The following is a 14,981-nucleotide window of genomic DNA, read 5'->3' on the forward strand; positions in this document are numbered from 1 at the left end:
CGGGCAAGCCACTTACGTTCCGAATATCACCAGGCCTTGCACGTACCTCATCCGCCCCCTTTTGGGCACCTTCTCCCAGAGCGAGAAGGGGTCAAGTGCACAACAAAAAAGCGGGCCGAAGCCCGCTCTTTCGTCATGCATCACGCATGCTGCATCAGCACGCCGCGATTACTCGGCCGACGCCTGCACGCCTTCGCCTTCTTCCACTGCCTTGATCGACAGACGGATGCGGCCCTGCTTGTCCACTTCCAGCACCTTGACGCGGACCAGATCGCCTTCCTTCAACTTGTCGCCGACCTTCTCCACGCGCTCGCTGGAAATCTGCGACACGTGCACCAGGCCGTCCTTGCCCGGCAGGATGGTGACGAACGCACCGAAGTCCATGATCTTGGCGACTTTGCCTTCGTAGATGCGGCCCGGCTCCACGTCCGAGGTGATCTGCTCGATGCGCGACTTCGCAGCCTGCGCGGCAATGGCATTGACCGAGGCGATGATGATCGTGCCATCGTCCTGGATGTCGATCTGCGTACCGGTTTCCTTGGTGATGGCCTGGATGGTCGAGCCACCCTTGCCGATCACTTCGCGGATCTTGTCCGGGTGGATCTTGATGGTCAGCAGGCGCGGCGCGTAGTCGCTCAATTCCTGACGCGGGGTGGTCAGCGCATGCGCCATCTCGCCCAGGATGTGCAGGCGGCCAGCCTTGGCCTGCTGCAAGGCCTGCTTCATGATCTCTTCGGTGATGCCTTCGATCTTGATGTCCATCTGCAGCGCGGACACGCCTTCGGCAGTACCGGCCACCTTGAAGTCCATGTCCCCGAGGTGATCTTCGTCACCCAGGATGTCGGAGAGCACGACGAAGTCGTTGCCTTCCTTGACCAGACCCATTGCGATACCCGCGACCGGCGCCTTGATCGGCACGCCGGCATCCATCAGCGCCAGCGAGCTGCCGCAGACCGATGCCATCGAGGACGAACCGTTGGACTCGGTGATTTCCGAGACCACGCGAATGGTGTACGGGAATTCTTCCAGGGTCGGCATCACAGCCAGCACGCCACGCTTGGCCAGGCGGCCGTGGCCGATTTCACGACGCTTCGGCGCACCGAAACGACCGCACTCGCCCACCGAGTACGGAGGGAAGTTGTAATGGAACAGGAAGTTTTCCTTGTACTCGCCCGACACTGCGTCGATGACCTGACCGTCGCGCGCGGTGCCCAGGGTGGTGATCACGATCGCCTGCGTCTCGCCGCGGGTAAACAGCGCCGAGCCATGGGTACGCGGCAACACGCCGGCCTTGGCGCTGATCGGACGCACGGTGTCCAGTGCACGGCCGTCGATACGCACCTTGCTGCTCAACACCGAACCACGCATGGTCTGGTATTCCAGCTCGCCGAATTCCTTGGCCAGAGCGCCGGCAGCCCAGCCTTCGATGGTGGCGCGCGGCGCCAGTGCGCCCAGCACGTCCTTCTTGATCGCCGAAATCGCATCGCGGCGCTGCAGCTTGTCGCGCACCTGGAATGCCGACGCGAGCTGATCGCCCACAGCTTCCTTCAGTGCGGCGATCATGCCCTCGTTCTTTGCCGGAGCCACCCAGTCGGACGGCTTGGTGCCGGCTTCGACGGTCAGCTCGTTGATGACGTTGATGACCTTCTGCATCTCGCGATGACCGAACGTCACTGCGCCCAGCATCACTTCTTCGGACAGCAGCTCGGCTTCGGACTCGACCATCAGCACCGCGTTGGCGGTACCGGCCACGACCAGCTCCAGCTGCGAATCCTTCAGCTCGGTCACGGTCGGGTTGAGGATGTATTCACCGTTCTTGTAGCCGACCTTGGCAGCGCCGATCGGACCCTTGAAGGGGGTGCCGGCCAGCGACAGTGCAGCCGAGGCGCCGATCAGCGCGGCGATGTCGCCGTCGATGTCCGGGTTCATCGACATCACGGTGGCGATGATCTGCACTTCGTTCTTGTAGTCCTCCGGAAACAGCGGACGGATCGGACGATCGATCAGGCGCGAGATCAACGTTTCCTTCTCGGTCGCGCGTCCTTCGCGCTTGAAGAAGCCGCCCGGGATGCGGCCGCCAGCGTAGAACTTCTCCTGATAATCGACCGTCAGAGGAAAGAAGTCCTGCCCTTCGCGCGCGCTCTTGGCGGCGACGGCGGTGACCAGCAGTACGGTGTCGTCGAACTTGACGATCACGGCGCCGCCTGCCTGGCGAGCGATTTCGCCCGTCTCAAGAGTGACGGTGTGCTTGCCGTACTGGAAGGTTTTGGTGATTTTTGCCACGGAGGTTTTTTCCCTTAGGTATTGCTGTCTGCGTTGGACCGTCGTCGACCCATGCCGAGAACGGGCGGCCGGGAGGCTCCGGCCCAAGAGTGCGTATTGCTTAAGACGTAGTGCGATTGACCAAAACAAAACCGCGGCGCATCGCTGCGCCGCGGCGGTAGGACTCGATTAGCGGCGCAGGCCGAGCTTCTCGATCAAGGACTTGTAACGCTCGTTGTCCTTCTTTTTCAGGTAGTCGAGCAGGCTGCGGCGACGATTGACCATCTGCAGCAGACCACGACGGCTGTGGTGATCCTTCTTGTGGGTCTTGAAGTGACCGGTCAGCAGCTCGATGCGGGCGGTCAGCAGAGCGACCTGCACTTCCGGCGAACCGGTGTCCTGGGCGCTGCGCTTGTTGTCTTCAATAACTTTCTGGGTGTCGACGGACATGATGTTTTCTCGATAGATGCGTGGTCGACAGGAACGTGCGTGACGCACCGTCGGACTCGCCGTTAGCTTAGGATGAGCGCGCTTGGCGCTGAGGTGCCCCGATCGGGGCCGCGAAATTGTAACGTCGCCCGGCCCAGGGAACAAGTTGACAAAATCTTAACAGGCCGTAATTTCGTTCAGTCCATTGAACAATCGCTGCGGCGACAAGCGCCCGTCGGCGTCGACCAGGCCTAGCCCCGAGGGGGTTCCGTCAGGTCCGAATACAGCGACCTGCCCCGGTGGAAATGCGGCATCACGCAGGCGCTGGCCCATGCGGAAACGCGCCGCATGGGCCTGATCGAGCACGATTCGCGCAAAATCGGCCAGGCCGGCCTCGATCGGCAGCAATAGCGTCCGTGCTTCGGCGCCCGCCTCCAGCGCCGCCGACAATGCCTCCAGCGTGATCATCTGTGGAGCGCGAAACGGCTCCACCCACAGCCGACGCAACGAGGCGATGTGCGCTCCACATCCCAGCACCTCGCCCAGGTCACGTGCCAGGCTGCGGATATACGTGCCCGAGCCGCAGGTCACGCGCAGCCGCAGACCTGGGGCGCTGTAGCCCAGCACATCGATCGCCTGCACATCCACCTCTCGCACCGGCGCTTCGATACGTTCGCCGCGTCGCGCCTTGGCATACAGCGGCTCGCCGCCCTGCTTGAGCGCGGAATAAATGGGCGCTTGTTGCTGGATACGGCCGATGAAAGGCGCCAGCGCCGCCTGTAGATCGGCCTCGCTCAGATCCGGCACCGCACGCTCGCGCAGCGGCTCGCCGTCGGCATCGTCGGTGTCGGTGGTGACGCCCAACACGATCTCGGCGTCGTATGCCTTGGCTGAACCAAGCAGCAGTCCGGCGATCTTGGTGGCTTCGCCAAAACAGAGCGGCAACAGGCCGGTAGCCAGCGGATCCAGGCTGCCGGTATGGCCACCCTTGTCTGCACGCAATAACCGGCGTGCGGCCTGCAGTGCATTGTTGGAGCTCAGCCCGGCCGGCTTGTCCAGCAGCAGGATGCCGTGCAACGGGCGATAAACGATGCGGGGTTTCAAAAGATCGGTGCTCGAATCAGGCGCAGTGCGCGCCTGCGGGAATCAGGGCCGCGGCAGATGCGGCAGGCCGTGACAGCGCTCAGCGCTGTTCGGCATCTTCATCGCTGGACGTGGCCTCGGGGCCAACGTCGTCCAGGTCACGCAGCAGATTGTCGATGCGTTCGCCGCGATCGACCGAATCGTCGTAATGGAAGTGCAGCTCGGGCACGTGGCGCAGCTTCATCGCGCGCGCCAACTGGGTACGCAGCTGGCCGGCGATTTCCTTGAGCCCCTTGACCGCTTCTGCCGAACGCTCCTGCTGCAGCGCGGTGACAAAGACCTTGGCATGCGCCAGGTCGCGACTGATTTCGACGTCGGACACGCTGACCGACGGCAGGCCATGGTCGCGCACGGCCGCGTGCACGATCGTGCCGAGGTCGCGACGCACCTGCGCGGACACGCGGTCGGTGCGATGGAATGATTTGGTTGGCATGGTCGTGGACCTGGTTGATTCGGAGGGCCAGTTGGCACCGAAGCCAAAAAACAAACGCGGGCGGCCATGCCGCCCTCGCCTTGCAGAACCTGCATTGGACAACTCCGCCGAACGGAGTCCGGGGCCGGTAGGCCCCGGCAGCCGTTACAGCGTACGGGCCACTTCGATACGCTCGAAGCACTCGATCTGGTCGCCGGCCTTGACGTCGTTGTAAGCCTTCACGCCGATACCGCATTCGGTACCGTTGCGCACTTCGTCGACGTTCTCCTTGAATCGACGCAGCGATTCCAGCTCGCCTTCGAACACCACAACGCTGTCGCGGAGCACGCGGATCGGCTTGCTGCGCTTGACCACGCCTTCGATGACCATGCAGCCTGCAACCGCGCCGAACTTCGAGCTGCGGAACACATCGCGGACCTGTGCGATACCGATGATCTCTTCGCGGATTTCCACGCCGAGCAGACCGGAGGCCACCTGCTTCACCTGATCGATCACGTCATAGATGATCGAGAAGTAACGCAGATCAATGCCGTTGGACTCGACGATCTTGCGCGCCGAGGCATCCGCGCGCACGTTGAAGCCGATGATCGTCGCCTTGGAAGCAGCGGCCGAATTCGCGTCGGATTCGGTGATGCCGCCCACGCCGGAGTGGATCACGTTGATGCGGATGTCCTCGTTGGACAACGCCACCAGCGACTGCTTGAGTGCTTCCACCGAACCCTGCACGTCGGCCTTGATCACCAGGTTCAGTACCTGCTGACCTTCGCCCTTGCCCATCTGGGCCAGGATGTCTTCCATGCGGTTGGTCGCCGAGGCCACCAGACGCGATTCGCGGCGCTTGGTTTCGCGCTGCTGCGCCACGTCCTTGGCCAGGCGCTCGTCGTCGACGACCACGAAGTCGTCGCCGGCTTCCGGCACGCCGGACAAACCCAGCACCTGCACCGGAATCGACGGGCCCGCCGAGGCCGGCTGATGGCCGGTTTCGTCGAACAACGCACGCACGCGGCCGTACTGGATGCCGCACACCAGATAGTCGCCACGCTTCAGCGCACCCTGCTGCACCAGTACCGTCGCCACCGGGCCGCGGCCCTTGTCCAGCGAGGATTCGATGACGGTACCGCTGGCGCGGCCCTCGGCCACGGCCTTGAGCTCCAGCACTTCGGCCTGCAGCGAAATCGCGTCCAGCAGCGTATCCACGCCGGTACCGACCTTGGCCGACACTTCGATGAACTGGGTATCGCCACCGAACTCTTCGGCCACCACGTTTTCGGCCAGCAGCTCGTTCTTGACCCGCAGCGGATCCGCGCCGGTCTTGTCGATCTTGTTGACCGCCACGATCAGCGGCACGCCTGCCGCCTTGGCATGCGCAACCGCTTCCTTGGTCTGCGGCATCACGCCATCGTCGGCGGCAACGACCAGCACCACGATGTCGGTGATCTTGGCGCCACGGGCACGCATCGAGGTAAACGCGGCATGGCCGGGCGTATCCAGGAAGCTGATGACGCCACGACCGGTTTCGACGTGGTACGCACCGATGTGCTGGGTAATGCCGCCGGCTTCGCCGGAGGCGATCTTGGTACGGCGGATGTAGTCCAGCAGCGAGGTCTTGCCGTGATCGACGTGACCCATGATGGTGACCACCGGCGGACGCGACGTGGCCTCGCCCTGCGCATCTTCGGCATGCGCCAGCAGCGCGTCCTCGAAGTCGGCATTGTCGGCACGCACGGCTTTATGACCAAGCTCTTCGGTCACCAGTGCGGCGGTGTCGTGATCGATGCTCTGGGTGATGGTCGCCATGACGCCCATCTTGAACAACGCCTTGACCACGTCGCCGCCCTTGAGCGCGAGCTTCTGCGCCAGGTCTGCCACGGTGATGGTCTCGCCGATCGCCACTTCACGCACCACCGGTGCGGTGGGACGCTCGAACCCGTGCGGGCCGCTGTTGGCCTGGCTGCCGCCACGGCCGTTGTCATTACCACGGCGCGAGGACGACGAACCCGGGCGGCCGGTCGGCTTGCCGCGCACATTGGAACGCCGCGCGCGATCGGCCGCGGACAGATGCAACTGCCCGGCAAAGCGCTTGGTCGCATCGTCATCTTCAACACCGGCCACCATGACGTGCGAACCGCGCGTCTTGTGCTTGGCGGCATTGCTGCGGTCGTCCGCACGTGCCGGCGCTGCCGGACGCGAGGCCGGAGATGCGCCCGCCGGACGTGCCGCACGCGGTGCGGACGACGGCGAAGACGGTGCCCGCGCGGCAGGCGCCGACGGCGTCGGCGCATCAGCAACCGGGGCCGGCGCACTGGCAGCCGCAGCGGCTTCCTCGGCAGCCTTGCGCTCGGCTTCTGCACGGTCCTTGGCGGCCTGCTCTTCCTCGCGCTTGCGCTGAATTGCCTCGTCGCGCACGCGGTCGCTTTCGGCCAGGCGCTGCTGCTCTTCGAGGTTGCGCTGACGCGACTCCTCGAGCTTACGCAGGATATCGGCGCGTTCTTCGTCCGGCGTCATCGGTGCGGCGCGGCCGCTGCCTTCGTTCTCGGACTTCACGTAAGTGCGCTTCTGCCGCACTTCCACGTTGACCGTGGTCTTGGTGCGGCCGGCGTTGACAGTGACTTCCTGCAGCTTGCGCCGGTTGAGCGTGATCTTCTTGGCTGCTTCGCTCGCCGCTTCGGCAGACGTTTCCGCCTTGCCATGCGTGCGACGCAGGAAGCCAAGCAGTTTCATCTTCTCGGTGCTGGTCACGACCTGGTCGGGACCGCTGAACTTCATTCCGGCCTCGGCCAGTTGAACCAGCAGTTTATCGACCGGCGTATTGACCAGTTCGGCAAGCTTGCGGATGGTGGTTTGCTGCGACATTCGGATCCTATGATCTGGTTGGCGCCCCCTCGCCCAGAGCAAGGGATACGCTGATTCTAAGCCCTGATGGGGTCAGGGCGCGGTTCATTGCCGGCTCATTCGCCGCGCTCCAAACGGGCGATCTCCTCGGCGCGGGCCGCCAGGATCAGCGCCGCAGCGCGCTCCTGGGTCATGCCCTCGATGCCGAAGTCGACGATCTCGTCGGCGGCCAGGTCGGACAAGTCCTCGCTGGTACGCACGCCGTGCTCGGCCAGCGCAAAAGCCGTCTCCTCGTCCATCCCCTCCAGCGCCAGCAGGTCCTCGGTGGGCTGAGTTCCTTCCAGGCCTTCTTCCTCGGCCAGCGCGGCGTTGAGCAACGCATCGCGGGCACGGGCGCGCAGTTCTTCAACGATGTCTTCGTCGAAGCCCTCTACCGCCAGCAACTCGCCGACCGGCACGTAGGCGATTTCTTCGACCGTATTGAAACCTTCGGAGACCAGGATCGCGGAGATTTCCTCGTCCACTTCCAGGCGGTCCATGAACAGCTGGCGTGCCGCGGCCTGCTCGGCCTCGGACTTGGCGGCCACCTGGTCGGCGGTCATCACGTTGAGCTGCCAACCGGTCAGGCGGCTGGCCAGACGCACGTTCTGGCCGCCCTTGCCGATCGCCTGCGCCAGGCGGTCTTCTGCCACGGCCAGGTCCATCGAGTGCTTGTCTTCATCGACGATGATCGACTGCACTTCGGCAGGCGCCATTGCGTTGATGACGAAGTTGGCCGGGTTCTCGTTCCACAACACGATGTCCACGCGCTCGCCATTGAGTTCGTTGGACACCGCCTGCACGCGCGAACCGCGCATGCCGATGCAGGCGCCGATGGGATCGGTGCGGGCGTCGTGCGCGATCACGGCGATCTTGGCGCGGTCGCCCGGATCGCGTGCGCAAGCCTTGATCTCGACCAGGCCCTGACCGACTTCAGGCACTTCGAGCTTGAACAGTTCGATCATGAATTCAGGTGCGGCACGGCTGATGAACAGCTGCGGGCCGCGTGGCTCGGAACGCACCTCGGCCAGGTAACCGCGCACGCGGTCGCCGGGACGCAGCACGTCGCGCGGAATGCCCTTGTCTTTCGGAATGAAGGCTTCGGCGTTGCCGCCAAGATCGACAAAAATATTGCCGCGCTCCGCGCGCTTGACCACGCCGGTGATCAACTCACCCACACGATCCTTCCACGCATCCACCACCTGCTGACGCTCGGCCTCGCGCACACGCTGCACGATCACCTGCTTGGCAGCCTGCGCGGCGATACGGCCGAAGTCGGGATTCTCGATCTGTTCTTCGATGTAATCGCCCACTTCCACGCCGTCGGCTTCGTCGATGGCATCCATCAGACGCACCTGGCGGTCAGGGGATTCCATCACCACGTCATCGGCAACCACTTCCCAGCGACGGTAGGTTTCGTAAGTACCGTCCTTGTGATCGATGGTGACGCGGGCCAGCACGTCCTGGTCGGGATAGCGCTTCTTCGCCGCGGAAGCCAGCGCGGCCTCGATCGCTTCGAAGATCACTTCGCGCGGCACGCCCTTTTCATTGGCGACCGCATCCACTACCAGCAAAAGTTCCTTGCTCATTTCGTCACTCCGCGCGCGGCTTGCCAGCCGCCGACTCGTTGGATGGTTTCTTCTTTTCGTGCCCGGGTTTTTTCGGGCCGGGCTTGTTCGGTTTCTGCGGTGCCAGACCCAGCGCAACCCAATCCGGCACGATGCGCGCTTTGTCGATATTGTCGTAGCCGATCTGCACGTCCTTGCCATCGACAGCGAACACCACCGCCTCTGCCTCGGCATCGATGCGCAGGATCTCGCCCTGGAAGCGGCGCCGACCATCCTGCGCCAGCTTCAAGACGATCTTTGCCGACTCACCGGTGTGGCGCGCGAACTGTTCCAGCGTGAACAGCGGACGATCCACACCCGGCGATGACACTTCCAACGTGTAGTTACCGCTGATCGGGTCTTCGACGTCGAGCTGGGCGGAGACTTCGCGGCTCACGCGCTCGCAGTCGTCGACATTGATGACACGCTCGGGCTGTTCGGCCAGCGGCACGTCGATATATAGGCGCAATGTGGCGCCGCCTGGAGCGGGAAGATATTCCACGCCCAGCAGTTCCAAGCCCAGGGACTCAACCGTTGGACTCAGCAGATTCGCGATTTCGGTCGCTTTTTCGCTCACAGACTGCCCTGATCAGATGATTGCCAGTAGAACCCCGGCAACCGGCAGCAAACTTTCCGGTTCCGGAAAAAACAAGGGGCCCGATGGGCCCCTTGCGTGAAAAAAACCCGACCTCTCAGGGTCGGCGTAAAGACGGGAACATGCGTCCTTACGATCCAAGAAGCTGAATTACTGCGATAAAGCAACAATTCGAAACTTGGTAGCGGGGGCAGGATTTGAACCTGCGACCTTCGGGTTATGAGCCCGACGAGCTGCCAGACTGCTCCACCCCGCAGCAGAAGCGGAATTATGAAGAACTTGAGCGGCAATTGCAAGCCCTAGTTTTTCATCTGTTGGACAGCGTGGCGGCTGTTCAACGTCGCGGCGAATAATACCCGCAATGCAACAAAAACGAAACAGTCAGCGCGGTTTTATTTCAGTGCGACGCCACATGCAGGATGCGACGCCGCAAAACCTAACGCTGGCGCAGCGGTCTTAGGCGAGGCCGGCGAATGCGCGCTGGCACCACACCATGATCGGACTCCAGGCCAGACCAAGTGCAAGCAGGGCCAGCGCATTGACGCCGAGCACGGTGCCGAGCACGCGATCGTTATTGGCCGGCAACGGCTCGCCTACCGGCTCGTCGAAGTACATGACCTTGATGACGCGCAGGTAGTAGTACGCACCGATCACTGCGCAGATCACACCGACCAACGCCAGCCACAGCATGTCGCCCTTCACTGCCGCGCCCAGCACCGCCAGCTTGGTCCAGAAACCGAGGAACGGCGGGATACCTGCAAGCGATGCCATGATGCACAGCACCAGACCAGCCATCCACGGATTGCGCGCGTTGAGTCCCTTGAAGTCGTCGATGTTTTCCGCTTCGAACCCGTTGCGCGACAGCGCGATGATGGCGCCGAACGAAGCGGTGGACATGATGGTGTAGCTGACCGCGTAGAACATCGCAGCCGCATAGCCCTCTTCCCCGCCGCCCGCCACGCCCATCAGCAGGAAGCCGATATGAGAGACCGTCGAGTATGCGAGCATGCGCTTGAGGTTGCTCTGCGCAATCGCCATCAGGTTACCGACCACCAGCGAAACCGCCGACAAGCCGCCGATCAGCAGATGCCACTGCGGCGACAACGGACCCATACCGACTTCCAGCAGGCGATAGGCCATACCGAACGCCGCAAGCTTGGGCGCCGAGCTGATGAACAACGCGATCGGCGCAGGCGCACCCTGATACACGTCGGGCAGCCACATGTGGAAGGGTGCAGCACCCAGCTTGAAGGCGACGCCAGCGATCATGAAGATGGTGCCGGTCAGCAGCAACGTGCGTTCGTTCGAGCCTTCGATCGCATCGTGGATGCCGGCCAGGCTGAGCGTACCGGTGGCGCCGTAGACCAGCGACATGCCGTATAGCAGCAGACCCGACGCCAGCGACCCGAGCACGAAATACTTCATCGCCGCTTCGGTGGCCAGGCCATTGTCGCGGTTGGAGGCGACCAGTGCGTAAGAGCACAGCGCCAGCAGCTCCAGGCCCAGATAGACCATCAACAGGCTACCGGCCGACGCCAGCAGCATCATGCCGGCAGTGGCGAACAACACAAGCACCGGGATTTCGCCCTGGTAGAGATTACGCTCGCGCAGGTAGGTCCAGCCATACACCAGGCTCAACCCGCTGACCAGCACGATCACGGTCTTCATGACATCGGCTGCCGTGTCGCGCACGAACATGCCATTGAAGATATCGCCCTGCCCGCCCGTGCCGGTTGCAAGCAACACGAGCACCACGGCAAGCACGGCAACGGAGAACAGGTGGGTCCAGACCTTGTTCCGCTGGCTCACGAACAGGTCGAGCATCAGCAGTGCGAAGGCGCCGCCGATCAGCACCAGCTCCGGTACGAGCGGAGCTAGGTCAGCGGTGGTCAACGGCGCGAGCGTTGGCGTGGTCATCATTAAATCCTGAAAATCAAAACGTACGGCAAGCGGTCAGAGCTTGGTCGCGGCAATCTGGGTCGCCAGCTTGGCGATCGACGGTTCCATCAGATCGGTCAGCGGCTTCGGGTACAGGCCAAGGGCCAGCACGCCAGCGGCGAACACCCCCAGCACGAATGCTTCGCGGCCATTGATGTCTTTCAGCTCGGCCACGTGTGCGTTGGCCACTTCGCCGAAGAACACGCGCTTGTACAGCCACAGCGTGTACGCAGCGGTGATCACCAGCGTGGTGGCGGCGCCGAAGGCAACCAACGGATGTTTCTGGAAGCTGGCCAGGATGACCATGAACTCGCCGACGAAACCACTGGTTCCCGGCAGGCCGGCATTCGCCATGAAGAACAACATGGAGAAGGTGGCGAACCAGGGCATCACGTTGACCACGCCGCCGTAATCGGCGATGCGACGGGTATGCATGCGGTCGTAGAGCACGCCGATGCACGAGAACATCGCGCCGGACACGAAACCGTGCGAGATCATCTGCACCATCGCGCCCTGCAGGCCCAGACGCGCAGCGTCAGTGCTGCCGTACTCGCGTACCAGGGTGAAGGCGATAAAGGTACCGAGCGTGACGAAACCCATGTGCGCGATGGACGAATACGCCACCAGCTTCTTCATGTCGTCCTGCACCAACGCCACCAAGCCGACATAGATCACCGCAATCAGCGACAGCGTGATGACCAGCCAGGCGAACTCATGGCTCGCGTCGGGCACGATCGGCAGGTTGAAGCGCAGGAAGCCGTAGCCGCCGATCTTCAACGCAATCGCCGCCAGGATCACCGAACCGGCGGTCGGCGCCTCGACGTGCGCGTCCGGCAACCAGGTGTGCACCGGGAACATCGGCACCTTGACCGCAAAGGCGATCAGGAATGCGAAGAAGATCCAGGTCTGTTCCTTGGCGGTCAGCTGCAGCGCATACAGGTCGGCGAGCTGGAAGCTGCCGCCCTTCAGATACAGATACACCAGGCCCACCAACATCAGCACCGAGCCGAGGAAGGTATAGAGGAAGAACTTCATCGCCGCGTAGATGCGCCGCGGGCCGCCCCAGACGCCGATGATCAGGAACATCGGGATCAGCATGGCTTCGAAGAACACGTAGAACAACATCGCGTCGGTGGCGGCGAAGATGCCGACCGTGACGCCTTCCAGAATCAGGAAGGCAGCGACGTACTGATTGACGCGCTTATCGATCGAGCGCCAGGCTCCGATCAGGGCCAGCACCGTCACCAGCGTGGTCAGCACGATCAACGCGACCGCGATGCCATCCACGCCCAGGTTGTAGCCGATGTTGTAGGCCGGGATCCAAGTATGCAGTTCGATGAACTGCATGGCGTCATTGGCAGTGTCGTAGCCCAGCAGCGGCAGACTCAGCGCAAAGGTCGCCACCGCTACCGCCAAAGACGCCCAGCGGGCAGTCTCGGCGTTGCGCAACGCAAGGATCAGGGCGCCACCGATAATCGGCAGCCAGATCAAGATAGACAGTAAAGGCCAGTTCGACACGTTTTCTTATTCCGTACAGGTCAACGCCAGAAATGCATCAGTACCGCCAACAAGGCGATCAAACCGATGATCATTGCGAAGGCGTAGTGATAGAGGAAACCGGATTGCGTGCGACGCAGCAGATTTGCAGCCAGGTCGATCAGTCGGGCAGAACCGTTGACAACAGCGCCGTCGACCACATGGGTATCGACTGCACGTGACGCCTTGCCAAGCACAACGCCACCACCGGCGAAGCCATTGATCCAGAGCTTGTCGGCGCCGTACTTATTCTCAAGTATCCACACCAGCCACGACAGCTTCTTACGTGAGCTAGCTGCCCACTCAGGCTTCCAGAGATAGAACAGTGCCGCCAACAACAGGCCGGCAACCGTCAGGAAGAACGGAGCGGCCATCATGCCGTGCAGTGCGAATGCAACCGGGCCGTGGAACTCTTCGGCCAATGCACCAACGGTATCGCGTGCCGGATCGTAGAAATCGACGATGCCAGTGAAGAACGAAACTGCCTGGCCCTGCATAGCGTGTGCTGCATGGTGGCCCTGCCAGTCGGTCCCGAACAACATCGGACCGATCGTGAAGAAGCCGATTGCGATCGAGGGGATTGCTAACAAGACCAACGGCAGCGTTACCACCCACTTGGATTCATGCGGCTCGTGGGCACCGTGGTGACCATGTCCGTGATCGTCGTGGCCATGCGTGTCGTGGGCATGCGCATCGTGCGAGTGAACCTGCGCTTCGGCATCGGTATGCGCGCTGTCGTGATGCGAATGCGCGTCGTGCGCATGGGCGTCGCGGAACCGCTCCTTGCCGTGGAAGGTCAGGAACAGCAGACGGAAGCTGTAGAAACTGGTCACCAATACGCCGCCAAGCACAGCCCAGTAGCCATAGGTTGCAATCCAGCCATGCGACTCATGCGCATGATGCGCGGCCGCCTCGATAATGGTGTCCTTCGAGTAGAAGCCGGAGAAGAACGGCGTACCAACCAAGGCCAATGTACCGATCACGCTGGTCCAGTAGGTCACCTTCATGTACTTGCGCAGGCCACCCATCTTGCGCATGTCCTGCTCGTGGTGCATGCCGATGATCACCGAGCCGGCCGCCAGGAACAGCAGCGCCTTGAAGAAGGCGTGGGTCATCAGGTGGAACACGGCTGCCGAATAGGCCGACACGCCCAATGCCACGGTCATGTAACCCAGCTGCGACAGCGTGGAATACGCCACCACGCGCTTGATGTCGTTCTGCACGATACCGATCAGGCCGGTGAAGAAGGCCGTGGTCGCACCGATGAACAGGATGAAGTTCAGCGCTGTTTCCGACAGCTCGAACAGCGGCGACATACGCGCCACCATGAAGATGCCGGCGGTCACCATCGTTGCGGCGTGGATCAGCGCCGAGATCGGTGTGGGGCCTTCCATCGAGTCCGGCAGCCACACGTGCAACGGCACCTGGGCCGACTTGCCCATCGCACCAATGAACAGGCAGATGCAGATCAGCGTCATCACGCTCCATTCGTGGCCCGCGAACAGCTGCACCTTGGCGCCGGCCATGGTGGTCGCGTTGGCGAACACGGTGGAGTAATCCAACGAGCCGAACCACAACAGGACGCCGGCGATACCGAGGATGAAACCGAAGTCGCCGACACGGTTGACCAGAAACGCCTTCATGTTGGCGAACACGGCGGTCGGGCGCTTGAACCAGAAACCGATCAGCAGGTACGACACCAGGCCCACCGCTTCCCAGCCGAAGAACAGCTGCAGGAAGTTGTTGCTCATCACCAGCGTGAGCATGGAGAAGGTGAACAACGAGATGTAGCTGAAGAAGCGCTGGTAACCCGGGTCCTCTTCCATGTAGCCGATGGTGTAGATGTGCACCAGCAGCGACACGAAGGTCACCACCACCATCATCATCGCAGTCAGGCGGTCGACCATGAAGCCGACATGTGCCGAGTAGTTGCCGACATCAAAGAACGTGTAGAGGTTCTGGTTGAAAGGGCTGGCGCCCTGCTCCACCAGCTGATACAGCGTCAGGCACGACAGTACGCAGCTGACCGCAACACCGAGGATGGTGACGTACTGCGCGCCCTTGCGCCCGACCTGGCGCCCGAACAGGCCGGCGATGATGCTGCCGACCAGCGGTGCAAGCACCACTGCGATCAACAGACTCTTGGAGAGAGTGATTTCCATCTACA

10 protein-coding genes and 1 tRNA gene are annotated in these 14,981 nt (G+C 62.5%); all 11 read right to left on the minus strand.

The genetic code is table 11. From position 1 onward, the window contains the following. Positions 1 to 168: 168 nt before the first annotated feature. The 11 genes from pnp to nuoL all read right to left on the minus strand — a co-directional run bounded on the left by pnp (position 169) and on the right by nuoL (position 14,976). Complete coding sequence (gene pnp / locus ACCQ07_RS13335) at positions 169 to 2,283, minus strand: polyribonucleotide nucleotidyltransferase (protein WP_372163977.1); 2,115 nt, start codon at positions 2,281 to 2,283, stop codon at positions 169 to 171. 168 nt (positions 2,284 to 2,451) lie between these two features. Beyond that, positions 2,452 to 2,712, minus strand: coding sequence for a 30S ribosomal protein S15 (gene rpsO, locus ACCQ07_RS13340; protein ID WP_003485583.1), 261 nt, complete (start codon positions 2,710 to 2,712; stop codon positions 2,452 to 2,454). Between the two features lie 156 nt (positions 2,713 to 2,868). After that, positions 2,869 to 3,795, minus strand: coding sequence for a tRNA pseudouridine(55) synthase TruB (gene truB, locus ACCQ07_RS13345; RefSeq protein ID WP_031423316.1), 927 nt, complete (start codon positions 3,793 to 3,795; stop codon positions 2,869 to 2,871). 79 nt (positions 3,796 to 3,874) lie between these two features. Continuing rightward, on the minus strand, positions 3,875 to 4,267 hold the full coding sequence (gene rbfA / locus ACCQ07_RS13350) for a 30S ribosome-binding factor RbfA (protein WP_005914265.1): 393 nt from the start codon (positions 4,265 to 4,267) through the stop codon (positions 3,875 to 3,877). A gap of 144 nt (positions 4,268 to 4,411) precedes the next feature. Continuing rightward, a complete protein-coding gene (gene infB / locus ACCQ07_RS13355) occupies positions 4,412 to 7,120 on the minus strand; it encodes a translation initiation factor IF-2 (RefSeq protein WP_008570978.1) in 2,709 nt (902 codons plus the stop codon). 95 nt (positions 7,121 to 7,215) lie between these two features. Then, on the minus strand, positions 7,216 to 8,727 hold the full coding sequence (nusA, locus tag ACCQ07_RS13360) for a transcription termination factor NusA (protein WP_005914268.1): 1,512 nt from the start codon (positions 8,725 to 8,727) through the stop codon (positions 7,216 to 7,218). 4 nt (positions 8,728 to 8,731) lie between these two features. Continuing rightward, positions 8,732 to 9,322, minus strand: coding sequence for a ribosome maturation factor RimP (rimP, locus tag ACCQ07_RS13365; protein ID WP_008570977.1), 591 nt, complete (start codon positions 9,320 to 9,322; stop codon positions 8,732 to 8,734). 197 nt (positions 9,323 to 9,519) lie between these two features. Continuing rightward, positions 9,520 to 9,596: transfer RNA gene (locus tag ACCQ07_RS13370), tRNA-Met, on the minus strand. A 200-nt stretch (positions 9,597 to 9,796) separates the two neighbouring features. Further along, positions 9,797 to 11,257 (minus strand): NADH-quinone oxidoreductase subunit NuoN, encoded by a 1,461-nt coding sequence (nuoN, locus tag ACCQ07_RS13375; RefSeq protein ID WP_003485567.1) that lies wholly within the window; start codon positions 11,255 to 11,257, stop codon positions 9,797 to 9,799. A gap of 36 nt (positions 11,258 to 11,293) precedes the next feature. Further along, positions 11,294 to 12,796: an NADH-quinone oxidoreductase subunit M gene (locus ACCQ07_RS13380; protein WP_011347935.1), complete on the minus strand. Its 1,503-nt coding sequence runs from the start codon at positions 12,794 to 12,796 to the stop codon at positions 11,294 to 11,296. A 20-nt stretch (positions 12,797 to 12,816) separates the two neighbouring features. Continuing rightward, a complete protein-coding gene (gene nuoL, locus ACCQ07_RS13385) occupies positions 12,817 to 14,976 on the minus strand; it encodes an NADH-quinone oxidoreductase subunit L (RefSeq protein WP_071118441.1) in 2,160 nt (719 codons plus the stop codon). Positions 14,977 to 14,981: the final 5 nt, after the last annotated feature.

Source organism: Xanthomonas sp. NCPPB 3583, from assembly GCF_041475715.2.
Lineage (GTDB): Bacteria > Pseudomonadota > Gammaproteobacteria > Xanthomonadales > Xanthomonadaceae > Xanthomonas > Xanthomonas euvesicatoria.

Bases quoted from the DNA above. Each gene is read 5' to 3' on its own strand.
- rpsO (WP_003485583.1), bottom strand. From the start codon at position 2,712: ATGTCCGTCGACACCCAGAAAGTTATTGAAGACAACAAGCGCAGCGCC.
- rbfA (WP_005914265.1), bottom strand. From the start codon at position 4,267: ATGCCAACCAAATCATTCCATCGCACCGACCGCGTGTCCGCGCAGGTG.
- infB (WP_008570978.1), bottom strand. From the start codon at position 7,120: ATGTCGCAGCAAACCACCATCCGCAAGCTTGCCGAACTGGTCAATACG.
- nusA (WP_005914268.1), bottom strand. From the start codon at position 8,727: ATGAGCAAGGAACTTTTGCTGGTAGTGGATGCGGTCGCCAATGAAAAG.
- nuoN (WP_003485567.1), bottom strand. From the start codon at position 11,257: ATGACCACGCCAACGCTCGCGCCGTTGACCACCGCTGACCTAGCTCCG.
- nuoL (WP_071118441.1), bottom strand. From the start codon at position 14,976: ATGGAAATCACTCTCTCCAAGAGTCTGTTGATCGCAGTGGTGCTTGCA.